Raw genomic sequence first — 24,080 nt, 5'->3', positions numbered from 1 at the left:
CTTCCGACGAATCATTACCGACACGACAGCGAGGAATCGGCGTGGAGTTCGACGTCACCATCGAGATCCCCAAGGGTCAGCGCAACAAGTACGAGGTCGACCACGTAACCGGTCGCGTCAAACTCGATCGCTACCTCTACACAGCTTTCGGCTACCCGGCCGACTACGGCTTCATCGAAAACACCCTGGGTGAGGACGGCGATCCGCTCGACGCCATGGTCCTGCTCCCCGAGTCGGTCTTCCCCGGCGTCATCGTCGAGGCTCGCGCAGTCGCGATGTTCAAGATGGTCGACGAGGCCGGCGGAGACGACAAGGTCCTCTGCGTTCCGGCCGGTGACCCCCGCTGGGATCACATCCAGGATCTGGGTGACATCTCACAGTTCGAGCTCGATGCGATCAAGCACTTCTTCGTCCACTACAAGGACCTCGAGCCGAACAAGCACGTCGAGGCAGCCAACTGGGTCGGCCGCGCCGAGGCAGAGGCCGAGATCGAGGCTTCGATCAAGCGTCTCGCTGCCGACGGCGGTCACTGAGCTCGAGTTCTCAGGCCTTACGAAAATCCCCGCACATCGGAAGATGTGCGGGGATTTTTGTGCTGTTTTTACTCGCCCTTGCAGTTCCTACTCACCCTGGAAGACTGGCGGGCGCTTCTGGAAGACGGCGGTGATGGCCTCGGTCAGATCCTGCGAAGGCAGGAACGCCGCGTTCCAGGCTGCGACGTAGCGAAGGCTGTCGTTCACGCTCGCGCTGCGGGTGTGATCGAGCACGTCCTTGATCCCGTGGACCACGAGCGGCGGATTGAGCGCAATCTCCTTGGCGGTCGCGCGCGCCGCTGCCAGTACCGCGTCGGCATCTTCGAAAACGTCGTTGACGAGGCCGATCTTCTCGGCGCGCGCTGCGTCGATGTCCTTGCCGGTCAGAGCCAATTCACGCAGGTGTCCGTCACCGATGATCGCGGGCAGACGCGCGAGGCTGCCCATGTCTGCGACGATCGCGACCTTGACCTCGCGGATGCTGAACTTGGCATCGGCACTTGCGTAGCGGATGTCCGCCGCCGTGATGAGGTCGACGCCGCCGCCGATGCACCAGCCCTGAACAGCTGCGACGACGGGCTTGCGGCAGTCTGCGACGGCATTGATGCCCGACTGCATGCGCTTGATCATGTCGTGGAATTTGGTGCGCGGACCTGCCTGAGCCTTGTCCGCGAGGACGGCACCGAATTCACCGCTCATCGCCGGCAGGTCCAGTCCGAACGAGAAGTGCTTGCCGGAACCGGCGATGACGATTGCACGCACCTCGGGATCGGCGTCGAGGTCGGCGAAGATTTCGGGGAGTTCATTCCAGAAATCCGGCCCCATCGCGTTGCCCTTGCTCGGCCCGATCAGCGTCACCTGGGCGATGTTGTCTTCGCGCTCGACGGTGAACGCATTCCAGCTCTTCTGTTCAGTCATTACTCAAGAGTAACTAAAGGTCGGGCTCAGCCGAAGACCGCTGCCTTCATCCGAAGATTCCTGCCTCGTCAAGTACCAGTACGACGAGGGTGACGGCCATCAGGGCGAACATGATGAGCATCGCCATCCTGGCCGCCCGCTCACTGGTCGGTGGGAAAACGCGCTGCGCCGGATGCTCGGCCACGTACTCGGACAAGGACATGGTCCTGGCACGTGAGCGTGTCGGATTCTGTACCGCTGCTGTTGTAGCCATGTCGGTGATCCTTTCAACTACGCAATCTCAGTCAGGTACCCCAAAGGTGAAGTACCCGACTGAGTTCGACTTCTCCAATGTAGACCCGCAGATCGAAGAAGTCAGCGTGAGTTTCGTGCGAATTACCTGAGAGTTAGTCCACACAGGGGATGCCGCCATTCGCGTCGGCTCGGATGGGTGATCCCTGCGCTCCCGTATCGGGAACTGTGCCGGCGGATACCGAGGAGTCCGACTGCGCCGGAGCGGCCGAGAACACGGTCTGCGCATTGTCCTCACCGATCAGTACAGACACTGATTCGGCCGCTGCCTGCTCGTTCGGCACTGCGGCCACGCCCAACTGCTCGGCCAGCGCCTCTGCGACGGCTTTGGCGCCGACTCCATAGCTGACCACCGACTTTGCCGTCGCAGCTGCGGTGCTCACCTCGCCGACTTCGACTCCCGACGCTTTCATCTCCGACGCCAACGCGGCGCCCAACCCGTCCGTCGCGGTTCCGTTGCGGATGTCCACAACTTCGTTCCCGGTCGAGATCGCGGTGTCCATCGCAGGGGCAGACGCAGAGTCGCCTCCCGCGAAGATCCTCGACACTTCACTACGCAGACGCGCCGGATCGACCGTGTTGACGTCCTGGCCGTCGACGGTCTCGTATCCCTCGATGGGCAGGGTGTAGAAGTCGATATTCCCACCCGCGAGAGCGCTTGCCTGAGAAGCGAATCGGACGGGATCCATGGCGGAATCGATCACCACGTCCTTCTTCACCACGTCGGCCAGTGCCGTCATCTTCGGAATGTTTCCGATGACGCCGGAGCTCTTCAAGTTGGCGATCACCGCGCTGATGAAAGCCTGCTGCCGGTGGGTGCGATCCAAGTCCCCGTTGTCCAAGCCGTGGCGTTGACGGACAAACGAAAGTGCCTGTGACGCATCGAGAGTCTGAACCCCCGCCGGGAAGTTGGCGCCCGAGAAGTCATCCTGCACCGGATTGTTGAGGCACACCTGAACAGTGCCGATAGCCGAGACGACGTCATAGAAGCCCATCAGGTTCACTTCGGCAAAGTGATCGATCGGAACCTTGAGCAGATTCTGCACGGTGGTCAGTGTCGACCGCCGACCGACTTCACGCGCTTGTTGTTCTCGTGCAGCAGGATCCGTCACACCGTCCGCTACGAGTTTGGCGTCCGCATCAGCCTTCGCCATTCCGTAGGCTTCCTTGATCTTGGCCATTCCATAGCCGGGTACCGCGACGTAATCGTCGCGTGGAATTGCCACCGCACTGGCCTTGCCACCATCGCCCGGAACATGGAGCAGGATAAGCGTGTTCGTGTTGTACCCACCCACATCACTGTCCCCTGCGTGCAACTTGTCGGTGACGAACTCTGCCGGCAGGTCACTGCCGTCCATCGCCTTGCGACTGTCGAGCCCGATCAACAAGATGTTGGTATCCCCGTCGAGAGAACTTCCGGCGTCGTCACCGAGGGCGGAGAGCGCATCCGACCGGTACATCCCCGACGTCAGATCCGACTGCACATACCACCCGATTCCGACGCCCACCAGAATCGTCGTCGACAGGGACGCCGCCGCCAGCTTGCGCCCTACCGAGAGCGTCGACCGCTGCGGTTGACGCCTACGCCTGTGCCTGGTTGCCGAGTGTCGAGGTCGCGGTTCCACGGCCGACACGCTATCCACCGTTCCTGAGTAGAACCTGTCGATACCGGACACAGCTGGTCATTCGCTGAAAGAACGCTGAGAATGAAGTCCGAATTGGGCAAATCTGCTCTAGGCTCCGCCCTGTGGACCGCCGACGCTTCCTCAGTGCCCTCGCAGCAGCAACTCTGACCGGAACCGCCGCAGTGACCATGGGAACCGCTTGTTCGTCACGTTCCGTCGGGACGGCCGTCGCCGCAGCCGACGAGCCAGCAGACCCCGCCGCTGTTCCGAATCTCCCGCCTGCCTTGCTGCCGCCTCCACCGCCGTCTGCCCGGGTGCCGCTGCCCGCCGGCGGATCGTTGACCGCCCTGCCCGGCGGCGGGGATCTGTTGGCCCTGACGGTTGACGACGGAGCCAGCTCCGAAGTCGTGCGCCTCTACACACAGTTCGCAAAAGACACCGGCATCCGTTTGACGTACTTCGTCAACGGGCAATACAACTCGTGGACCGAAAACGCCGGACTTCTCAGACCTCTTGTCGAGAGCGGACAAATTCAGCTCGGCAATCACACCTACTCGCACCCGGATCTGACGTCAGTGTCGAAGCAGCAGATCGCCGACGAGCTGACGAAGAACGGCACGTTCCTGCGCAACACCTACGGCGTGGATGCGGCGCCGTACTTTCGGCCGCCGTATGGAAGGCACAACGCGACAGTCGATTCCGTGGCCGCGAGCGTCGGCTACACCGTACCCACCCTCTGGTACGGGTCGCTGTCGGATTCTTCGTTGATCACCGAGGAGTACATCCTGCAGATGGCGAACCAGTACTTCAATCCGGGGGCCATAGTGATCGGACACCTCAACTATCTGCCCGTGACCCACGTGTATCCGCAACTGGTGGACATCATCCGAAGCCGGAACCTGCGGACGGTCACGCTCAACGATGTCTATCTGAAGCCGTGACGCCGTGGTGACCGCAGCCGACAACGAGGTTCCGGCCGACAACAGGGCTCCGTCTGTGAAACAACGCACCGAGGCCTGGCTGCTCGCGGACATCACCGAGGAACCCGCCGGACATCTGGGGCCACACCGGATGGCGCCGAAGAAGGAGAAGCGCCACCCGTGGTGGAAGGTGATGTGCCTGACGGGTGTCGATTACTTCTCCACTCTCGGTTACCAACCCGGTATCGCGGCACTGGCGGCCGGCACGTTGGCTCCCATCGCGACAGTCGTGTTGATTCTGCTGACGCTGTTCGGTGCGCTCCCGGTCTACCGGCGAGTGGCTCGCGAGAGTCCGCATGGCGAGGGGTCGATCGCCATGCTCGAGAAGCTGCTGCCCAAGTGGCGCGGCAAGATCTTCGTTCTCGTGCTTCTCGGATTCGCGGCCACCGATTTCCTCATCACTATGACGCTCTCGGCTGCCGATGCCACGGCGCACCTCGTCGAGAATCCTTTTGCTCCAACCTTTCTCTCCGGACACACCGTCGCCGTCACCCTTGTTCTGCTCGCGCTCCTCGCTGCGGTATTCCTCCGCGGATTCACCGAAGCGATCGGTATCGCGGTCGGATTGGTCGCCGTCTACCTCGCCTTGAACGTGGTGGTCATCTCCGTAGGTTTGTGGCACATCGCGACCGCGCCGTCGTTGGTCACCGACTGGACGCGCGCCATGACCACCGAGCACGGAAACCCGGCGATGATGATCCTGATCGCGCTGATCGTCTTCCCGAAGTTGGCTCTCGGTCTGTCCGGCTTCGAAACCGGCGTCGCGGTCATGCCGCAGATCAAGGGCGATCCGCACGACACGGAACAGAATCCACGTGGCCGAATCAAAGGCGCACGGCGCCTGCTCACCACTGCGGCGCTGATCATGAGCGGATTCCTGCTGACGTCGAGCCTGGTCACCACCATCCTGATCCCAGAAAACGAGTTCCAACCCGGAGGCGCTGCCAACGGTCGCGCGCTTGCCTTCCTCGCGCACGACTATCTGGGTGAGATCTTCGGAACCGTCTACGATCTCAGCACGATCCTCATCCTTTGGTTTGCCGGTGCGTCGGCAATGGCAGGGTTGCTCAATCTTGTTCCGAGGTATCTCCCCCGCTACGGCATGGCGCCGTCGTGGGCCCGCGCCGTGCGTCCGCTGGTCCTCGTGTTCAGCGTCATCGCCATCACCGTCACGATCTACTTCGACGCCGGTGTCGACGCTCAGAGTTCCGCGTACGCAACCGGTGTCCTCGTGCTCATCTCGTCGGCGACCGTCGCCGTTGCCCTGTCCGCTCGCAAGCACGGTCAGCGAAAACTGTTCGTGGGGTTCAGTTTTGTTGCAGTTTTGTTCGTCTACACGACGATCGCGAACATCTTCGAACGTCCAGACGGTGTGAAAGTCGCATCGTTCTTCATCGCCGCGATCATGGTGGTGTCCTTCCTTTCCCGGATCTCGCGAGCCTTCGAACTACGGGCAACCTCCGTCGAATTCGACGAGACTGCACTGCAATTCATCGCCGAGGCAGCCGAGAAGGGTTACCTCGCGATGGTGGCGCACGACGTCGATCGTCTCGACGAGGACGAGTATCGGCAGAAGGAATCGCAGCAGCGCGCCGAAAGCAACATCCCGGAGGCGGAGTCGATCATCTTCATCGAGGTCAACGTCACGGACTCCTCCGAATTCAGCACCGACCTCCTCGTCCACGGCCGACAGCGCGGTGAGCACCGGATCCTCTGGGTCGACAGCCCTGCCGTCCCCAACACCATTGCGGCGGTTCTCCTGCGGACGAGAGACATCACCGGCGTGATTCCCGACGTCTACTTCGAGTGGACCGAGGGAAACCCGATCATGTACCTGCTCCGCTTCCTGTTCATCGGTGAGGGCGAAACCGCTCCCGTGACCCGTGAGGTTCTCCGCCGAGCCGAACCCGACCAGTCCCGACGGCCACACGTCCACGTCGGTTGACGCCGCACTCCCACCGACCGCTCACGCGGGTACCGGTGCGCCGTTGCTCGCACAGCCGGCTTTGTTTATTGCTTCTGGCACAACCGACCTCGGCCACGAGGTTCGAGCATTCTGCGAGAACGCATCCGGTGAACATCTGCAGCCTCAGAAGTCGGCGAATATCAGTGACAAGCCATTGGGAGCAGGACGGGCTTACCGGGGCGGGGAGTCGTTGAACGCGATTCTTCGTTCGATCTATGGTCCGGAGGAGACACTCAGTGGACAATGCGAACATGACGACCGGCGCGCCTGCTCAAACCGTGCACTTTCATCAGAAGCATTACACGGCAGTGGTTTCTGGCGCGAAAGTTTCCACCGTCCGCTGGCGCGAAGACATACACGAAGGGCCGGCAATTTTCATCTTCGACAATCACCCGACCGCCCGCCCCCTTGCAGGACAGGTCACTGCTGTAGAAACGTACGATCTCGCTCATCTGTCGCCGCTAGCAGCCCGCCAGCCACCCGGCACCGACATGACGAATTTCGAAAGACAACTCCGGGTCAACTACTACCCCGAGATGCCTGAAGACGCAGTTGTTCAGGTGGTAGTCATAGCCACTGGTCACCACGGGGATTCGTCACTGCCCACGACGTAGTGCGACCGACCTCAGCCGTCGAAAACGTCTGTTGTATTTCCGTGTGCGTCGAGGTCTGCACTGCCGGCGCCGATCAGGTCGTTGCGGCCCATTCTGGCTGGGTTGATCGGTCCAGGCGCGCTGGCACTCGTCCGGGGTCAGCGTTGTCGTGGATCCTCTGCGACAGGACCGCCTTCGTTTTCCCACCGATCCAGTGCGCGTTTTTCCTGCTTGGCGGCGGTGTCTTTGCGCGATCCGAGTGATTTTACGGACTTGAGTAGTTCTGTGAGTCGGCCCATGACCGGACCATACTCGACTTTCCGGCGATGCTGACCCAGGGTTGGACGTATCTCCATCGGAGATGCCATAGGGACTTCGACGGCGTCGACAACCACGAAACTCTCCGCCCAGCCGTGCATTGCACTACCCGCACGAGAACGCACGATCCGAGTGCATGGCGGCGAACTGCCAGCGCGGGCCAACTCGGAGTGCGATTTCGGGACAGAAATGTTCGCGGCCAAACCGCGAGCACGACGGCGGCGACGCTTCGCACGACATCGCCGCGTCGTTCGGCGAGAACACTGGACCTAGGCCGGGAAAATCGGGTGCTTCAGCCGTCGAGATAGGGATAGGTTGTGGTGCGTGAGCGCACAAGTGATCATTCTGACCGGCCCACCAGGGGCAGGGAAGTCGACCCTCGCCGCGAAACTTGCCCGCGGCTACAGCAAAGGCGTTCATCTGCACACAGACGACTTCTGGCACTGCATCGTTTCGGGCGCGATACCTCCGTACGAGCCCACGTCCGATGCGCAGAACCAGACTGTCATGGATGTGATCGCCGGCGCCGCCTATACCTATGCTCGCGGCGACTTCACCACGGTGATCGACGGAATCATCGGGCCGTGGATGCTCCCCCACTTCCGAACACACGCGACACAGCACCCGAACTTGGCGGTCCACTACATCGTGCTCCGGCCGCAGCGCGACATCACGCTGAAGCGAGCCCAAGCCCGAACCGCGCCAAGCGCCTTGATCGACGAGGGTCCAATCCTCTCGATGTGGGATCAGTTCTCCGACCTCGGCGAGCTCGACGATCATGTACTGGACACGTCGGGCGACGAGGAAGAACAGAGTGCCCAACAAGTGGCAGCGGCCATTCGCGACGACCGTTTCCGACTCTTTGCACAGTAGCGGCTCAATCCGCCGGAAACCGTGTTGTTGCAGGACATCTCGCGGGCCATACGAGGCATACCAGCCAGGGACCCTCCAACCAGAGTGGAAAGCCCTCTTTGGTTCGCCGACTGCGGTCTCGGATTTCGCTGTCAGTCTCAGAATCGGCCGTGAACTGTTGAGACCAAGGCTGTTTCTGAGGCACCGGAGGATGAGACATGTTCCCTTATGTGACTGAGAAATAAGTGCAGATCACCAGCTAACCCTCGTCCGCCGACAGAAAACAGTTCCGGAGCGAAATCGATTTCAACAGTTGTCGAATCGACAGCGTGTCCGAGAAACCCGTCTCACCTTGTGGGGAGTTCATTAACCAGGTCTGACATTTCTGATTCGGGCATTTCATGGCCGCGGGCGACCTCGCGTGATCCGATGACCGCAGCTCAGGAACCACCGTCCATCCTCGGTGGTGTCGAATCCTTCTGTGAGGGAGCGGAATGCGATGCCTCGCCCGCTGAGTGTGTGGACGGTGCCGATGACGTGGCGGACACTGCTTCTGTTTGGGCGACGAATACCGATTCGAGTATGTTGCACCCGAACCGACCTACACACGGTCTACCGATGAATTTTGTCGAGTTGACACTATCGAAGGATGACCCTTGGTTTTCGAATCCGGCCACCCGATGATGATTGCCCTCGACATTGACGGCACCCTGCACGTCGCGGAGGACACGAATCCGCTCGCGCACGAAACGATCAGCATCGCAGTCAGATCGGCTGTGCGGGCCGCTGTTCGATCCGGAGCCCACGTCGTGCTGTGCACCGGCAGACTCGCCCCCGCCACACGACCGTTCCTACTCGAACTCGACATCATGACGGGGTTCGCGATCTGTTCCAACGGGGCCGTGCTGATCGATGCCGCAACCGGGAAAATCGCGGAGCAAGTGGTCTTCGATTTACGCACTCCCATCGCGGTACTACGCGAACAACTACCCGGCGCGATCTTCGTAGCCGAGAACCCGGGCATCGGGGTCAGAGCAACCGGCCGTGTCGACGACGCGGATATGCACCACGGCGAGGTCGAGCTGGTCGATATCGACGAACTTGCGACCACGCCGACCACTCGACTAGCGATCCACTGGCCTGGACGCAATGGGCGGGAGCTGACCGAAATCTTGTCTACTCTCGACCTCCCCGGCATTCGAAGCCTGTGCTACGAAGACGAACCACTGGCCGACTTGACCGCAGCCGGCGTAAGCAAGGCTGCGATGCTGGAAAGGCTGCGCATCGAGCTGGGCGTCGCCGCAACACGGACCCTAGCCGTCGGTGACGGCATCAACGATCTGGAAATGCTGGACTGGGCAGCTCACGGCGTGGCCATGGGTCACGCACCCGCTTCCGTGCTTGCCGCAGCCGACCAGATCTGCCCACCAGGCACCGAGGACGGTCTTGCCACCGCATTGTCGACATGGTTCCGATAGACGAAAACGCGAAATTGCCTCGCGTATTTTTCACTGTGAGGACCGATGCGGGCAGTAGGAAACTCGAACCCAGTGGCCGACTGCGTCGAACCCGGCCCGATTTGGATCAACACGCCGACACGAACCGCAAGTTCCCCACGTCCTCTGCATCGATCTCAGCCGGATGCTTGCCGCCATCGCCGAAAATATGAGACAACATTCGGGCATGGGGAGATTCTGAGACAAGCGCCGGGGGTTCGCGGCGTTGATACCAATGTGGACTGCATCTTTGCGCATTTTCTGAAGTATTGGGCTGATGGTGTTCGCCGTATTGCATGGAAGATTGCCGGTGCCTGTGCAGGCCGAAGGCTTGCTGTCGAAGGTCGAATCTGACCGCAGGGTCTCCGGTGTCCCAAGGATTGTCGCGTTCGGGTGAGTTGGTCGTAGCTGGGGCTATTCAGGCGATTCTGGCGTGCAGGTGCACGTCGTGCCATCCGTCTGCGTGCAGCATGTACCTCCGCAACGTGCCTTCCTGCTGGAAGTGAGCGTGGTGGGCGACTGCGCAAGAGGCTTGATTGTGTACCGAGTGTGTCAACCACAACCGCTGAAAATTTGCGGTGCCGAAAGCCCATTCGCTTACTGTCTCGACCGCTTGGGCAGCAAGGCCCGAGCCTCGCATTGCCGGCTGGAGCCAGTACGAGATCTGTGCGCTCGACGATGGTGAATGCACGGTTCGTAGTGAGACAGATCCGGCGACGTCCCCTCGGTCGGTGGTGATGGCCCAGCCTGCGTCGCTGTCGGCCGACCATTGTGTCCGCCATGATCGGATCCAACTTCGGGCTTCGTCGATGTCGTTCATAGCGCGCATGTTCCACCGCTGGATGTCAGGGTCGGAGTACGCATCGACTACGGAACTGGCGTCGCTGTCGACCCACGGTCGCAGGAGAATTTTGGGACCCGACAAGACGGGTTGGTTGCGGCAGCTCAACATATTCGGCGAGGAATCGGGACCGACGAGAGCGGGCATGAATAGCATCCTTTCATGCCAGCGAAGTTGGGCGGTTCTCCTGTTGCGACAAGGTGTTGACCCCGTAGGTACAGGAAAGAGCGGCTTGCCGGTGACCTCGTTGACCACTCGAGACCGCGTTTCCCCCTACAGGTGTTGTGCCGGAGACTCTTTCGCCACGCCTCCGCCAGTGTTCACGCCTGGGTTTATCCGCAATCTTCATCCAACGCGCAAAATCACGGCCCTCCGTGGGAGTCGCTCTCCCCTCCCACGTCGACTGCTGCGAGAAAACTCCACACCGCACCAAGTCATGTCCGTACGATCGGATCGTCGCCGACGACCGATCACACGCGTAAAGTTCCGCGAAAAATAGGGTCGCTGTGCCGATTGCATCACCGGACGCGTCGAGCAACCGATACGGCTCTGCTTCGGAACCGGCCGAAATCAGCCGCCCCACGTCGGGGACGACAAGCCTTGCAAAATCCTCCCGGTGCGTCTCGCTGCACATACTGAGGAAAGCATCAGCACGACCCCGACCTGCAATGATTCGATCCGCTAGTTCAGTCAATATGCCAGCGCGCCCCCGTTGGTGGATGCCCAAGTGTGGCGAGCATCGGCGGCACTGGCTTTCCGGTGGCGGCACTCGTGCCTTCTACTGTGCGCGGGTTTGTACTGGATTCGGCCGGTTTTCGGAAGTTGAGACAATACCGAGTTGAGCGAGAGCGCAGAACCGGGTGAGACTGAAGGGTGGAGCCCGGTCCCGGACGAGGGCAGGCTGGCGATGATGTTGGAGGGCGGTCAGTGGGCGTACCGATACACCAAGGGTGCTAAGCCGGTTCTGATGAAGGTGCCGGAGCGCCCTGCCCTGGCCTAGGAGTACAGCAGTGAGGCCCGGACCGAATAGGCGGATTCCAGGGATCGTCGCAACACGATGAATGTCCAAACTACTGGAGTGCGCTATGGGTAGGAGTCGATCAGTAAATGGTGCCCATTGCGGTTCGGACTTCATCGAGGGTCTGTTGGGCGATTTCGTTCGCGCGCTGGTTTCCGATGCGCAGGACGTCGGCGACATGGTAGGGGTCTTGGGCGAGGTCTTTTCTGCGTTGCCGGTGAGGGGCGAGGAAGTCGTTCACGAGCATGGTGGTGAGCTTTTTGAGAGCACCTGCGCCGGCGTCGCCGATCTGGTCGGCGAGGTCATTCTCGTCGTGACCTGAGCACAATGCTGCTGTGGTAAGCAGTGCGGATACCCCGGGGCGGTTGATCGGGTCGAAGGTGATGCGGCGTTGTGAGTCGGTCGGTGCCTTGCGGATCACCGCTGCCGTCTCATCGACGGTCATCGACAGTGTGATGGCGTTTCCGTAACTCTTGGACATCTTTCTGCCGTCGAGTCCAGGTACTTCGGGGCTCGAGGTAAGCAGCGCTTGAGGTTCGGGGAAGACCTGGCCGTAACGATCGTTGAAGCGTCGCGCGATCACACGAGTCATTTCGACGTGTGGGAGGTTGTCTTTCCCCACCGGAACGAGGTTGCCCTTGCAGAACAGTATGTCCGCAGCCTGATGGACCGGGTATGTGAGCAGAAGGCCGCTGAGGGCACGTCCGGACGCGGCGTGTTCGGCCTTGACTGTCGGATTGCGGTGCAACTCGGCCTCGGTGACCAGGCTCAGGAACGGCAACAGGAGTTGATTCAGCGCGGGTATCGCAGAGTGGGTGAAGATCGTCGCTCGTTGCGGGTCGATGCCTGAGGCAAGGTAGTCCAGCACAGCGCCGTACACGTTGTCGCGGATGTTGCCGATGGCGTCGCGGTCAGTGATGACCTGGTAATCCGCGAGGATGATGAAGGTGTCGACGCCGCGCTGTTGCAGGCGGGCTCTTTCGGCGAGGGTGCCGAAGTAGTGTCCGAGATGTAGTGGACCGGTAGGGCGTTCACCGGTGAGGACTCGATAACGGCTCGGGTTTTCGGCGATGTCGTCGCGCAGACGGTCGCTGCGTGCAGTGGTGGTTTCGAGGGAAGTCAACGTAGGGCTCCTGAATGGTCAGGGGCTGTACGGAACCTCGAGCACGGTCAGGATTGACTTGCGCGTGGGCTGCATACAGCCCACGACATGGTTAGACGGGCTGCGAGAGCAGCCGCCACCATGTCTGTCGAATCACGATCACCCGGCCAGGATAACAGTTCATCGCGATGTTGAGCGATGGTGCAACTCGGTCGCGATGGTTACGGAGACAAGCTATCGAGCAAACCGCGGAGGCGATTTTCGGGCGTACTCCAACCGAGTACTTTGCGGGGCCGGTTGTTGAGCTCGGCGGCGACTGCATCGAGATGCTCGCGACTGTGCGACGCCAAGCTCGTCCTCTTAGGAAAGTACTGCCGCAGCAAGCCGTTCATGTTCTCGTTGGAGCCGCGCTGCCACGGGCTGGCGGGGTCGCAGAAATAGACAGGAATCTGGGTGTCGAGCGTGAATCGGCGGTGCGAGGCCAGTTCAGACCCCTGGTCCCAGGTGAGTGATCGAACTAGATGTGCAGGAAAGGTTTTCATCCGTTCAGTCAACGCAAGGCGTACCGACTCTGCGCCTCGGCCGAGTGGGAGGCGAAGTAGAATCAAGTATCGAGTGCTGCGCTCGACGAGTGTGCCAATCGCGGAATTGCTGTCTTTGCCGATGATTAGATCTCCTTCCCAATGCCCGGGCACGGCTCGATCTGTCACCTCGTCGGGCCGTTCGCTGATCATGACCATTGGATACGTAAAACGCGGCCTCCGCGCGGAGGCCCTGCGATGCGGTTTTCTTGCGGTGCGGCCGGTCCTCAGTGCAGCGGAAACTTCTCGTCGAAGTGCGCCACGACCTTGAAAATAGAGAGATCGATAGATGGTTTCGTGGGCTACCTGCATCTCGTCCTGGTGCGGAAACTGCCGCCGGAGGGTCTGGCAAATCTGTTCAGGACTCCACCGCAAGCCCAATCGTTCCTGAATGAATTGCCACAGTTGCGGATTCGCGGTGATCTTACCTATCTTCGGTCTCGGCCTTCGTGCGTCTGCTCGTGTTTGTGCAGCGAAGGGGCGGTAGTCGCCGCTAATCGGATGGCGATTTCGACGGATCTCTCGACTGATCGTGGCAGGACTTCGGCCTAACTCAAACGCAATCGTGCGGATTGTCGCGTTCTCGCGCAATCGATCCGCGATGTGCACCCGATCGGACGCCACGAGGTACCGGCTGGGGCCAGCAAGAGGCACCACCGAATCGATCGGCGGCGCCGCTGCACTCACTCCGGACGCGTTGCGTCCGTTCCTCCAACGCCGGCCGGCTTTGGGATTGATTCCAACGATTCGGCAAGCTTCGTTGTTGCTCAGCCCCTGCTTCATGAGCTGCAAGTATGCCGCTCGCTCGTTCCGGAGCGGCATTCGTCCTTGCGCGCTGCTTCGATTCGTCCGGATCTCGAATTCCATCGCACCTCTTAAGCTGCGGTGTTGCGACGATCTTTAGAACCCAAGATATGTTGCGGGCCTTCTTGGTTGGTCAGCCCACTGTGTATTCATCTTGTTCGCGAGCCATTCCGCGTCCGACTGGACCATCGGTCCTCGCAGGCAGCAGCGGCCGCCGTTGCCTTGGACGGAATGGGTGAAGCACTCGTTCTCGTACCCGCCGTGTTCTCCTGTGCGGGTATCACGACAAAGCTTGTGGGAGAATCTGTTTCAATCATGGTGATACCTTCCCTCGAATCGGTTGAGTCGCTCCCCTGTCACCATGTCGAGTACTTCTGTCAACTTCGCAATGCCAAACAACCGTCCCGGGCTCAGCACCATATCGGGCGTGCTCGACTACAGTCCCCTACATGGGACGGACCTGCGGAGTCGGACATGTGGCGGCATCGTGAGTAGAAGCGATGAGTGAGGTTTCTCCGGCCGTCAATCGTTCATCATTTCGCCGCTTCCTCACGGCCGCGGTGATCAGTTCGGCCGGCTCGTCGGTGACAGCGGTGGCGATGCCCATTTTGGTAGTGCAGCTTCTAGACGCGACGCCCTTCGAAGTCGGTATGGTGAACGCGGCTCAGTTGATTCCTTATGCGGTGCTCGGGTTGTTCGCGGGGGCTTACGTCGATCGTTGGCGGCGCAAGCCAATCCTAGTGTGGGCCAGCGTCGGTCGAGCGGTAGCACTCGGCACTGTTCCGCTTCTGTGGCTCGCCGGCCTTCTGCACATCTGGGTCCTGGTCATCGCGTTGCTGTTGTTCGGCTCCTTCTCGGTGTTCGGCTTCGCTGCGATGCAGTCCTTGTTACCCCGGCTGGTTCCACGCAGCCAACTGGTGAAAGCAAACGCTCGACTCGACCAAGCCGACGCAGCAGCAACGACATTGGGGCCAACGGTCGGGGGCGCACTCGTAGGCCTGCTCGGCGCTCCCGTGGTGATTGCCGTCGACGCAATCAGCTATCTCGCTGATGCCGCACTCAATTACGGTCTCGACGTAGACGAGCCGCGACCCGCTTCTCGCTCCCGCAACCTGATGAACGAAGTGCGTGAGGGTCTGAGATTCACCTACCGCCACCGCACTCTCAACCCACTCGCAATATCGACACACGTGTGGTTCCTCGCCAACGGAGCCGCGCTGACTGCGCTGTCTCTCTTCGCCCTCCGCTCACTCGGGTTCAGCGCCTACACATACGGCTTGCTTCTGACGACGTTCGGTGTCGCAAGCCTCCTCGGAGCGTCCAGTGCACATGCGATCGGCACGCGAATCGGACCAGGACGAACGGTCATCCTCGCCCGCTCGCTGTACCCCCTCACCTGGCTTCTCGTTACCTTCGCGACCGACACACTTGTTGGCCATCTCCTGCTCTTCGCAGCTCTTGGCCTGCAGGGCTTGGCGGCAGGCGCGGAGAACGCGAACGAGATGGGCTATTGGCAAGCGCTCACTCCGGATGAGCTTCTCGGGCGCGTGAATGCCGCCCGGCGTTCCGTCAACCGCACCATGGCCGCCCTCGGCGCCGTGACAGCAGGCCTGTTGGTCGGCGCGATCGGCGAACGCCCCACCCTGATCGGCGTCACCATTGTGTTCGCCATCGCGGCAGGCACACTGGCGTTCTCGCCGCTGCGACACTCGGCGCGGGATCTCTGACCTCGACGTTCAGCGCAGGTCTACCTCCGCGGCGGCCGAGTTCTCTGACAGCGTGTAATTCCTAGGAGCGTCCGTTCCAGGTACGGGTCATGTTGACACTCGCAGATAGCATCCACGCATGCACGTCGACATCGAGGGCGCCGCCCGCATTGCCCGCCTCGCCGCAGAATTCAACTGGACCTGGGCCGTCCACGACCTCGAACCCTTCTGCGCACAAGCTGGATGGGAGCTCGTTGAATCGGATCAAACCGGCGCCTCGATTCGGACCGGCCTCCGTGTCGGTCGGCCCGAATCGATAATGTTCGGGCGGCAACACAGAATGAATTGGATCTCGATCTTCGTCACGGACGTGGCAGATGACGCTACGCCCATGACAGTGGTGCGCCCGTTGCTGGACGAAGGGTTCACGAACCTCGATGTGGCATTTACCGCACTCCTGGGGACAGCCACGAGCGCCGAACCCGAACCAAAGGCAGCTCTCCGGTGGGACCTGCCGAAAGCGGTCATTTCACTGCACCTAAGTGTCAGTGCGATCGACTTGCGTCTGACGAGTCCGGGATATCAGTCATGGATGGATGAGCCCGAACCGGAGTACGAGGACGAGGACTAGCGATCGAGGCCATCTCCTGACCAGGTTCAGTCGAATTCTGTTGCCAGGAAGAATATTTCAGCAGATCGGTCAAAGTCGGTACGTCTGGTCGCATCGCACTGTGGCTGGAATGGATCGATGCCGTCGACGGCCTCCGACCAGTCGAATTCTTCCTGAAGACCGGCGAGGTGGGGCGGTGCACACGTATGCGCGGATAGGGTGGCTGTAGCGATATTTCCGTGCTACACCTCCTCGTCGGGCTCTAATTGACGATGTACTCGTCGATTTGGTCTTCATCTGCTCGGTATTGAGGACTTGCAATGTTCACGAAGCTGTCCCGCTTTCCCCGATAGGCAGTGACCACCACGGTAGACAGGTCCCACCGCATCCTGTCCTCCCCACGACGAGTAGGTAGCCCAAGCTCAGTCGACAATCGATGAGTCAGTCCGCTGAACCGCACCCCTGACAGCCCGCTGGATTCAGCTTCCTGTGTACCCAAGCGATCCGTAACGTCGAAGTCGATCGCCTGGACGCTGCACGTGTCTAGATCCGCGGCCCCCAGGACATGCGATGTTGAGGTCTATGGTTATTGACGCGCCTCGCTCCCGATGTTAGGTGACGGTCCAACCTGCGGCGGGGGCAAGGGCCTCGACGCCATAGCTGCAACGCTCGGCTTCGGCAGATCCTCGGTCAACCGCGCACTCCTGACGGTGCTGAGAAGATGAAAAGTGGGTCGGACAAGCTCTCACGAAACGCATGATTCACCTACGGCTGGAAGAGATTCCGGACGAAGGAGAGGCTTTCGGGGAGCGCTGCCCGCATCGTCTCGATATGACCGGTCGGATATGTGCGGAATGTAACTGGCTGGCGGTTGGCGGCGAGTTCGGCCGCAAGTTTCAAAGCCAGCGGTGCCGGCACCATCTCGTCCGTCAGCCCCTGCCCGAGGAACACAGGCCGGTCGTACCCGGTCGTCGGGATCTCCAGCATGCCGCGAGCAGCAGCCAGCACCGCGGGATCGTCGAGGGGCCGGTTCACCAGATCGCCGATCGTGACGTCGCCGAGGCCCGATGCCATGTCCTGGTAGCAGTCGGTTTCGGCTCGGGCCAGGGCATCCGTGCCGCGTGGTGTCAGGTAGCGATCGATGTCGAGATCGGGTCGCGCCGCCCGGAGTCCGGCCAAGAGGTACGAGACGAACACGGTGCTGCCGGTCAGTGGCAAGCGGGGAAAGTCCGGCCCCACGAGTGGTGCAAGGTTCTCCAGATTGGACGGCGCCCCGGTCGCGACCGCGCCCCGGTAGTCCAATTCGGGTGCGTACCGTGTGGCGATCGCTGCCGTGACCATAGCGGCCTGCCCGCCCTGAGACTGTCCGAGTGCCAACCACCGCGGTGAGAGCGACGGTTCGACCGCACGCGCGGCGCGCACCATGTCGATCACGCTGTGCGCCGCCGACGGTCCGTCCAGGTACGCGTGGATTCCCGGCGTGCCGAGCCCCACGTAGTCGGTCGCGACGATCGCGTAGCCCTGCGAGAGCCAGTTCGTGAGGTACGGACTGCCGACGGTCCCGGTCACGGTGGGAGCGCACTGGTCGGAAATACCTACAGTGCCGTGAGCCCACGAGATGACCGGCCAGCCGCCTTCGGGTGGATCGCCGGGGGGCAGGAAGAGCGCGCCCGTACTCAACGCGGGCTGGTTCAGCGGTCCCGTGGACCAGTACGTGAGCTTTGATGCGTTGGCGACGCCGGGAATCCAGAAGGAGTGCGGCAGGGAAGTTGCCGCGGTCACTGTGCCCGGCGCCGTGATTGGCGCCGGTTCCTGCGCGTGGACGGGCGCGGTCGAGACGGCCGCGGAGGCGAGTGCGATCACCATCAATGCTTGGCCGAGCCGTCGTCGGATCATCGCATCGCTCCCGTGGTTCGTCGGTGTCTGCGCCGACTTCCATTCTGCGCGAACCGGAGGTGCCGGTATACCGGTTCGACCATCTTCGGGTGCCGCTCCTGCAGTCGAGGGGCCAGCGGACCGTGCGCGACGAAGAACTTAAAGCCGAGGTCAGCCGTGTGCATACCGAGAATTATTCGGTCTACGGCGCACACAAGGTGTCCCTGATCGGCAGAAGGTTCTTGAAACGAGTGCCGTGCGCTCAGGTTTAGTCTTGTCCAGCACGAAAGGCTGAGACACGGAAGCGATTACATCAGCTAGCAGCCACACTCACTTCTGAGTGAACTCTGCGCACACACCGAGACGTCGGTAACTGGGGTTTCCACAGCCAAATCACGAATTTGGAAGATTGACACTGCCTCCCTAATTGCGCGCGATTAGAGAGTCTGCCCAGATAGCCACTGGGTCGACTTCGAATCAAATCGATTTCACCAGCGGGATAAATCGCCGCCAATCGCAACCGCGAGAGCGAGTGCTGCGAGCAAAGCGCCTAGCTGGATACGGGCCGGCCAGAGAAGAAAGTCAGTCACGATCGGGTCTTTTCCCTCCAAGGGGTCCCGGTCTGGAGCCTCGCTGGTGGGGCTCCTGCGTTGTGTGGGTCAGCTCGTTACGCCGCGTTAAGAACCTGAAAACTCGGTGAGCAAACCTTCCTTTCCCAGGTGAAGCGGCGGATTATCGAATTGGCCGCGCATCCGGTTACCGCGCGGCATGTCGAGCGCGCCTGAAGGCACAACCGGCCGGGAGGTCACATGCTGCTACATCAATCGATCGGGTTGGAGCGCTTCAACGAACTACCGCGACAGAAGGCGGTTCACGCATTGTTCGAGTGCTGCTGCTCTCTGACGTGGGCCGGGTGGGTCAGCGACGGACGTCCGTTCGCCGATCACGCGGAGATCCTCTCGCGCGCCGAGGACGCGATTCTCAACCTCTCGGACGTCGACGTCGAACGCGCCCTGCAATGCCATCCACCGGTCGGCGTCCGTAGGAACAGCGTGCCGTCCCACCTCGAGCAATGCTCGATCTGGGTTCCGGACGACGCCGTCATGGCAACCATCTATCGCGCCGGCGAGGAGTACGAGCGGAACTTCGGCTTCCGGTATCTGTGGTGTTCGCACGGCCACGACGCCGACGACCTGCTCGAGAACATCGGCCAGCGCATGTCCAACGAGAGGTCCGTCGAGCGCAAGGTCTGCGTCGACGAGCTCGCCAAGATCACGCGGACGAGGATCGAGCGCATGCTGGGACCCGAGGACGGTTATCCCGAGTACTGAAAAGAAAAGCGGGTGCAGCGCTTTCGCGCCGCACCCGCTTTCATGCTCTGAATCGATCAGAGATCGAACTCGGCCGGAGAGATTCCGACTGCAAAACACATGTCGCGTACGACGCCGCGCTCGTGCTCGTCGAAGTTGCCGTCCGCGCCGCCGATGATGATGCCGATCTGGATGACCGCGCGGGCCTGATCCTGCTTCGACTTGAGCTTGGCGATGGTCGCGGTTGCCTCGACCTTGCCGAACTCGTAGTCCGAGGACAGCTTGCTGCAGTACCAGTCGAACTGCTCACGAAGCTCGTCCGGCGGGAAGACCGCGAGCGACTCGTTGCTCATGATCAGCGCGGCGGTCTTCTGACGCTCCGACGGATCGATCGAACCGTCTGCGGCGGCGATCAACGCGCACATTGCCATGCTCGCGTTCTTGAATTCCTTGTTCTGGAACTGGCTGGTCTTTGTCTTGAGCTGGCCGTTCATCTCCTGAGCCTTAGCCTTCAACTGATCCCAGAATGCCATGAGTCTCCTCGAGTATTGCCGCCACACACCGCGCGTGGTCGTACCACCACTCTGCCTGTGCGCTCGGCAATCCGCCATCGGCCACTAGGTGCGGTCGAACACTGCCAGAATTCGCGACTCGGAGATCGGGTCGAGCACGTCCGGGGTGAAGTGCCATTGCGTGCGGGTCCACGGATCGTGAACCTCCGTCTGCCCTGCTGCCGAAAGATGTTGGCACCCCTCGGACAGTGCGGCGACGGATTCTTCCGCGAAGTTCGACTCGTCCTCTCCGACAATCAGTATCGACAAACCGATTGCCGGTCCGCGTTCGGCGAGGAACATGATGGTCTGTGCGTCTTCGGCGGAGTATCCGTGCGGAAAATCGCTGAGGATCAACAGTCGTAGGGAACTCGGGCCATCTGCGACGCCACTCATTCGCGCGAGCTCGCCCATGTCGACGGCCTCGGCCAGTGCCCGCAGACGCGCCGAGATCTCGGTGTGAGTGGTGATGACCGGCCCCGCGAGCATCGGTGCCAGTCGGTCGGTCAGTGGCGTCAGCGAGCCGGTCAGATCGACGACGTCGAGTAGCGGCATCGGGCCGGCGGCCATGACGCGCACGGTGACGGCGCTGATCAGTCCGAGCGCTGCTTTGCTCGACGTGCTGTCCACCCAGATGGGCCGACGCAGTGGGAGCGGGACGCAGTAGGGAACGGTGAGCGTGCCGCGGTCCGGAGCCGACAGCTCGCCAAGACGCATACCGTCGCTGACGGCCGTGATCTGGGCCGGATCGGTTGTACCCGCCCACGACACCGACTTCCACGACGCCATCGACCGTGGGAGCACGCCGTCGATCACGCCGAGTTCGTGCGCAAGCTGAGCGCTGTCGCGGGCGTGATTGTCCCGCGCGAGTGATACGAGGTCGTCGTGACGCTTCTGTGCGGCATCGCGCGCCGCCACTCCCGCTGCCGAGTTCCGCAACGACGGATCTGCGACGGCTGCGGTCAGATCTTCGTCCAACCGAGCCAGCGCGTACTCGCTGCTGGAGACGAAGGAAGCGGCAGATCGGGAGGCGTCCTCGAAGATCATCCACGCGCGCTCGAGGCCTCGGCCCACTTCCAACGGCTCCACGGCGGAGTCCCACGCGGGCGCGGCTGTCGGAGCTGGTTGTGCCGGCTTGTCGTCGACCTCGACGCCGTGCACCGAGATCAGTTCCGCCAGACCACCCGCATAGCCCTGCCCGACGGCCCGAATCTTCCAGGCACCGGACTTTCGGTACAGCTCCCAGCAGATGACCGCTGTCTCGGTGCCTGCGGTGGGGATCGCGAATTCGGCCAGGACCGAACCGGATTGATCGCTCAGGGTGGCGGAGAGCCCGGCCGTGCGAAAGGCTCCGGCAGCCGTCGCTGCCGGATCCACGCTCACGATGCACAACACGGCTGCGGCATCGGGGTGAAGTCGATCGAGTTCCACCCGGATGCCGCTCTGGTCGAGTTGCACTCCAGCGGTGGATGGTTGGTTGTAGAACACGAAGTCCGCGGACGTCAATGCCCGCAGGTTCGCGTCCGCTACCAGCGCCGACACGTCGAACGGCGTCTGGCTCTCGGCTCGAAACGTCACCACGGGCGCCTGCAGCGGCGCGTTCTGTCCGGGAACAAAAGTCATACCCACAGCAGCGAACTATGCCATGACCGGGCTCTCTCGGTCAGCCTTGCAGGTCCGCCACCACTAGATCGGCCACTGCGGTCATCCCGGCGTCCGTGAAGTGCAAGCGCTGCGCCGTCGACTCCGAGAACAGGCCTTCGAACCAACGCTGATCTGCACTCGCGCACGCGTCGTGCCCGCCGGCGATGCTCGCCGCCGCAATGTCGACAGTGCGCACACCGTGGGCGTGGGCGACCTCGTCGAACTTCGTGTTGTAGCGAGCGAAGTAGTCCATGAACCAGGATGCGTCGGCGTCTGAGAACGGGATGTTCGGCCAGCATCCGCGAGAGGAGATCATGCCGCCCTCTCCGATCAGGTAGATGCGAGCGTTAGGCGCGCGCTGCGTGACCGCGGTCAGGATGCGATCCAATTCTCCGGCAGCCCGGTCGATTCCGGACTGGGCGACGGAATTCGCGAGCGGGTCGTACCGACATCCACGATCGGTTCCCGGTCCCGGAGCGACGCACAGGGGGCCGAGGAAGATGCTGTTGGAGTCGTTGCCGCCGATCGAAATGGTAATCAGGTCGGTGTCCGGGTGAACGGCATCGAGCTGGACGGGCCAGTAGTTCGGAATCAGCTGTGGGGTGTCGATGATGTTCTCGGCGCGTGCCGCGCTGCAAGAGACATCAGCGAACTCGGTCACGTCGAGCGCCCGCGAGATCTTGCCCGCGAAGTTCTCGTACGAACGCGAGCAGGCGTCGGGGTACATCGGTTCCAGCCTTGGACCGGAGGCGCGGGAGTCACCGAGGGCGACGTACTTGATCCCGGTCTCGGAAAAACCTGCCGGCGGTGCCGACTGGGGCACCGAAGCCTGCGCGATTCCGGTGCTCACGAGCGCCAGCACAACGCCTGCGACGGCCGCCGCCCGACCGAGAAGTTTCCCTCGAGTGATCATCTACTGTGCCAAGTCCTCTCGCGCACGGCCGCTCGACTGACGGCTCGACATGCCGCATGAGGTTAACGCACGGAGGGGACAACGATGTCCGGTTCGGCGGACGGCGATCGAAACCACCTACCGCCGAACCGGATTCATCTCGACTATGCAGTCTCGACTCAAGCAGTGAGGAAACGGCCCAGCTGCGGCGCAGCTTCTCCTGCGTGCTTGGCCTGGATACCTTCACCGATGGCCTGCAGCTTCCATTCGCCGTTCGCGCGGTACACCTTTGCCATCACCATTCCGGTGAAAGCCATGCCGCCCTGGAGCGTGTATCGAGCGAGCTCGGAGTTGGTGGTGCTGTCCACGAGACGGCAGAAAGCGTTGGAGACCTGCTCGAACGTGTGTCCGCGGTACGAGGTCACGGTGAAGATCACGGTGGTCACGTGAGCCGGGACCCGCTGCAGATCGACGAGCATGACCTCGTCGTCGCCGTCTCCGTCGCCGGTGAGGTTGTCACCCATGTGACGGACCGAGCCGTCCTTGGACGTCAGCTGACCGTAGTAGCAGACGTCGACGAGGTTGCCGTCGGCGTACAGGAGCGCCGAAGCGTCGAGGTCGACGTCGGCGGTACGGCTTCCGAACAGGCCGCTCTTCTTGATCGGATCCCAACCCAGACCCATCTGGATCATGGTGAGCGCGACGCCGCCCTCCTTGCGGAGCGTGACCTTCTGGCCCTTGGTCAGGCTGACGGGGCGTCCCTTGACCAGGCTCACCTCGGGCTGCTGCGCCGGCGGCTGGTTCTGCACGGGAGGCGCCGGGGGTGCCTGGTTGTACGTCGGCTGCTGGTTGTACGCAGGCTGCTGCGCCGGCGGGTAGGCCGGCGGCGTCGGTCCCTGGTTGTAGGCAGGCGGCTGGTTGTACGCGGGCGGGGCCGGCGGAACCGGCGGCGCGTTGTACGAAGGCTGCTGCTGCGGCGGCTGGTTGTACGCCGGCGGAGTAGGAGCGACGGACGAGGGCGGCGTGATCGGAGCCGGAGCCGCGACCGGAGTGGGCGGCGGCGGCGCGGGCGCATCGTCGACGGACACACCGTGATCGGTGACCAGCGCGGCAAATCCACCCGCGTACCCCTGGCCGACGGCGCGCACCTTCCACGCACCCTGGCGTCGGTACACCTCGAGCGCGATGACGATGGACTCGGTGGTGAGACCGTCGATCACGTACTCGTACAACACGTTCCCGGCCGCGTCGGAGACCCGAGCGGTGGGTGCAGCGCTGCGCCCGAAGTTCGACGAAGCGTCATCGAGCGTGATCACGGCGCGAACCTGCTCGATATCGGCAGGGACGCCGGCGAGCGAGACTCGGAGTGAGGCAATGCCACCCGGGTTGGGCACCAATTGCACGCCGGGTCCGGTCGGCTGGTTGAAGAAGACGAAGTCGGCGTCGGAACGAACTTTTCCGTTGCTCGTCACGAGGAGCGCAGACAGGTCAGCGGCTGCAGCCAGCTGAACCGACACAACTACATCCGAGACGTCCAGCGGGCCGTTCTGCCCTTTGGCAAGCGATACAGACAA

General features: G+C 62.0%; 21 protein-coding genes. 10 read left to right on the top strand and 11 right to left on the bottom strand.

What is annotated here, in order from left to right; genetic code table 11:
- Positions 1 to 41 precede the first annotated feature (41 nt).
- Positions 42 to 533: an inorganic diphosphatase gene (locus FEZ59_RS03065; RefSeq protein WP_020968339.1), complete on the top strand. Its 492-nt coding sequence runs from the start codon at positions 42 to 44 to the stop codon at positions 531 to 533.
- An 87-nt stretch (positions 534 to 620) separates the two neighbouring features.
- Here FEZ59_RS03065 and FEZ59_RS03060 read toward each other — a convergent pair whose 3' ends face one another.
- From FEZ59_RS03060 to FEZ59_RS03050, 3 genes are all read right to left on the bottom strand, one after another.
- On the bottom strand, positions 621 to 1,451 hold the full coding sequence (locus FEZ59_RS03060; RefSeq protein WP_021333819.1) for a crotonase/enoyl-CoA hydratase family protein: 831 nt from the start codon (positions 1,449 to 1,451) through the stop codon (positions 621 to 623).
- A 46-nt stretch (positions 1,452 to 1,497) separates the two neighbouring features.
- Positions 1,498 to 1,704, bottom strand: a complete 207-nt coding sequence (locus FEZ59_RS03055) for a hypothetical protein (RefSeq protein ID WP_124568973.1) — start codon at positions 1,702 to 1,704, stop codon at positions 1,498 to 1,500.
- A 133-nt stretch (positions 1,705 to 1,837) separates the two neighbouring features.
- Complete coding sequence (locus FEZ59_RS03050) at positions 1,838 to 3,367, bottom strand: LCP family protein (RefSeq protein WP_346343213.1); 1,530 nt, start codon at positions 3,365 to 3,367, stop codon at positions 1,838 to 1,840.
- A gap of 122 nt (positions 3,368 to 3,489) precedes the next feature.
- On the opposite strand from FEZ59_RS03050, the gene FEZ59_RS03045 reads away from it, so the two are divergent.
- From FEZ59_RS03045 to FEZ59_RS03025, 5 genes are all read left to right on the top strand, one after another.
- Positions 3,490 to 4,308 carry a polysaccharide deacetylase family protein gene (locus FEZ59_RS03045; protein WP_020968335.1) on the top strand — a complete coding sequence of 273 codons (819 nt, stop codon included), beginning with the start codon at positions 3,490 to 3,492 and terminating at the stop codon, positions 4,306 to 4,308.
- Between the two features lie 4 nt (positions 4,309 to 4,312).
- Positions 4,313 to 6,292: an amino acid permease gene (locus FEZ59_RS03040; protein ID WP_020968334.1), complete on the top strand. Its 1,980-nt coding sequence runs from the start codon at positions 4,313 to 4,315 to the stop codon at positions 6,290 to 6,292.
- Positions 6,293 to 6,549: 257 nt separating this feature from the next.
- Positions 6,550 to 6,927: an ASCH domain-containing protein gene (locus FEZ59_RS03035; protein WP_172932227.1), complete on the top strand. Its 378-nt coding sequence runs from the start codon at positions 6,550 to 6,552 to the stop codon at positions 6,925 to 6,927.
- A gap of 621 nt (positions 6,928 to 7,548) precedes the next feature.
- A complete protein-coding gene (locus FEZ59_RS03030; protein ID WP_021333803.1) occupies positions 7,549 to 8,097 on the top strand; it encodes an AAA family ATPase in 549 nt (182 codons plus the stop codon).
- Between the two features lie 635 nt (positions 8,098 to 8,732).
- Positions 8,733 to 9,554, top strand: a complete 822-nt coding sequence (locus FEZ59_RS03025) for an HAD-IIB family hydrolase (RefSeq protein ID WP_172932226.1) — start codon at positions 8,733 to 8,735, stop codon at positions 9,552 to 9,554.
- 436 nt (positions 9,555 to 9,990) lie between these two features.
- Here FEZ59_RS03025 and FEZ59_RS03020 read toward each other — a convergent pair whose 3' ends face one another.
- Complete coding sequence (locus tag FEZ59_RS03020) at positions 9,991 to 10,560, bottom strand: GNAT family N-acetyltransferase (protein WP_172932225.1); 570 nt, start codon at positions 10,558 to 10,560, stop codon at positions 9,991 to 9,993.
- Positions 10,561 to 11,251: 691 nt separating this feature from the next.
- Here FEZ59_RS03020 and FEZ59_RS03015 point away from each other — a divergent pair.
- Positions 11,252 to 11,413 (top strand): hypothetical protein, encoded by a 162-nt coding sequence (locus tag FEZ59_RS03015; protein WP_172932224.1) that lies wholly within the window; start codon positions 11,252 to 11,254, stop codon positions 11,411 to 11,413.
- 100 nt (positions 11,414 to 11,513) lie between these two features.
- Here the strand turns inward: FEZ59_RS03015 and trpS are convergent, their stop codons facing one another.
- A complete protein-coding gene (gene trpS, locus FEZ59_RS03010; RefSeq protein ID WP_172932223.1) occupies positions 11,514 to 12,554 on the bottom strand; it encodes a tryptophan--tRNA ligase in 1,041 nt (346 codons plus the stop codon).
- Positions 12,555 to 12,754: 200 nt separating this feature from the next.
- The gene (locus FEZ59_RS03005) at positions 12,755 to 13,936 is read right to left on the bottom strand and encodes an IS30 family transposase (RefSeq protein ID WP_346343219.1); all 1,182 of its coding nucleotides are present in this window, start codon (positions 13,934 to 13,936) and stop codon (positions 12,755 to 12,757) included.
- 482 nt (positions 13,937 to 14,418) lie between these two features.
- Between FEZ59_RS03005 and FEZ59_RS03000 the strand changes: the two genes are divergently transcribed.
- Together FEZ59_RS03000 and FEZ59_RS02995 are read left to right on the top strand one after the other, a co-directional pair.
- Positions 14,419 to 15,645 carry an MFS transporter gene (locus tag FEZ59_RS03000; RefSeq protein ID WP_172932222.1) on the top strand — a complete coding sequence of 409 codons (1,227 nt, stop codon included), beginning with the start codon at positions 14,419 to 14,421 and terminating at the stop codon, positions 15,643 to 15,645.
- 118 nt (positions 15,646 to 15,763) lie between these two features.
- Positions 15,764 to 16,255 carry a DUF6301 family protein gene (locus FEZ59_RS02995; RefSeq protein ID WP_172932221.1) on the top strand — a complete coding sequence of 164 codons (492 nt, stop codon included), beginning with the start codon at positions 15,764 to 15,766 and terminating at the stop codon, positions 16,253 to 16,255.
- A 744-nt stretch (positions 16,256 to 16,999) separates the two neighbouring features.
- On the opposite strand, the gene FEZ59_RS02990 is transcribed toward FEZ59_RS02995, so the two are convergent.
- Positions 17,000 to 18,130, bottom strand: a complete 1,131-nt coding sequence (locus FEZ59_RS02990; protein WP_172932220.1) for a lipase family protein — start codon at positions 18,128 to 18,130, stop codon at positions 17,000 to 17,002.
- 788 nt (positions 18,131 to 18,918) lie between these two features.
- Between FEZ59_RS02990 and FEZ59_RS02985 the strand changes: the two genes are divergently transcribed.
- Positions 18,919 to 19,440 carry a 2-oxo-4-hydroxy-4-carboxy-5-ureidoimidazoline decarboxylase gene (locus tag FEZ59_RS02985; RefSeq protein ID WP_003941084.1) on the top strand — a complete coding sequence of 174 codons (522 nt, stop codon included), beginning with the start codon at positions 18,919 to 18,921 and terminating at the stop codon, positions 19,438 to 19,440.
- Between the two features lie 56 nt (positions 19,441 to 19,496).
- On the opposite strand, the gene FEZ59_RS02980 is transcribed toward FEZ59_RS02985, so the two are convergent.
- The 4 genes from FEZ59_RS02980 to FEZ59_RS02965 all read right to left on the bottom strand — a co-directional run bounded on the left by FEZ59_RS02980 (position 19,497) and on the right by FEZ59_RS02965 (position 24,080).
- On the bottom strand, positions 19,497 to 19,952 hold the full coding sequence (locus tag FEZ59_RS02980) for a TerB family tellurite resistance protein (RefSeq protein ID WP_003941110.1): 456 nt from the start codon (positions 19,950 to 19,952) through the stop codon (positions 19,497 to 19,499).
- 84 nt (positions 19,953 to 20,036) lie between these two features.
- Complete coding sequence (locus FEZ59_RS02975; protein WP_172932219.1) at positions 20,037 to 21,593, bottom strand: TerD family protein; 1,557 nt, start codon at positions 21,591 to 21,593, stop codon at positions 20,037 to 20,039.
- A gap of 40 nt (positions 21,594 to 21,633) precedes the next feature.
- Positions 21,634 to 22,527 (bottom strand): SGNH/GDSL hydrolase family protein, encoded by an 894-nt coding sequence (locus tag FEZ59_RS02970; protein WP_029254393.1) that lies wholly within the window; start codon positions 22,525 to 22,527, stop codon positions 21,634 to 21,636.
- Positions 22,528 to 22,685: 158 nt separating this feature from the next.
- The gene (locus FEZ59_RS02965) at positions 22,686 to 24,080 is read right to left on the bottom strand and encodes a TerD family protein (RefSeq protein ID WP_019746739.1); all 1,395 of its coding nucleotides are present in this window, start codon (positions 24,078 to 24,080) and stop codon (positions 22,686 to 22,688) included.

Origin of the sequence: Rhodococcus sp. MS13 (genome assembly GCF_013277835.1) — a bacterium.
GTDB classification, from domain to species: domain Bacteria; phylum Actinomycetota; class Actinomycetes; order Mycobacteriales; family Mycobacteriaceae; genus Rhodococcus_F; species Rhodococcus_F erythropolis.
The sequence above is the reverse complement of the archived record's forward strand: the minus strand, read 5'-3'. Positions and strand labels throughout refer to the sequence as shown.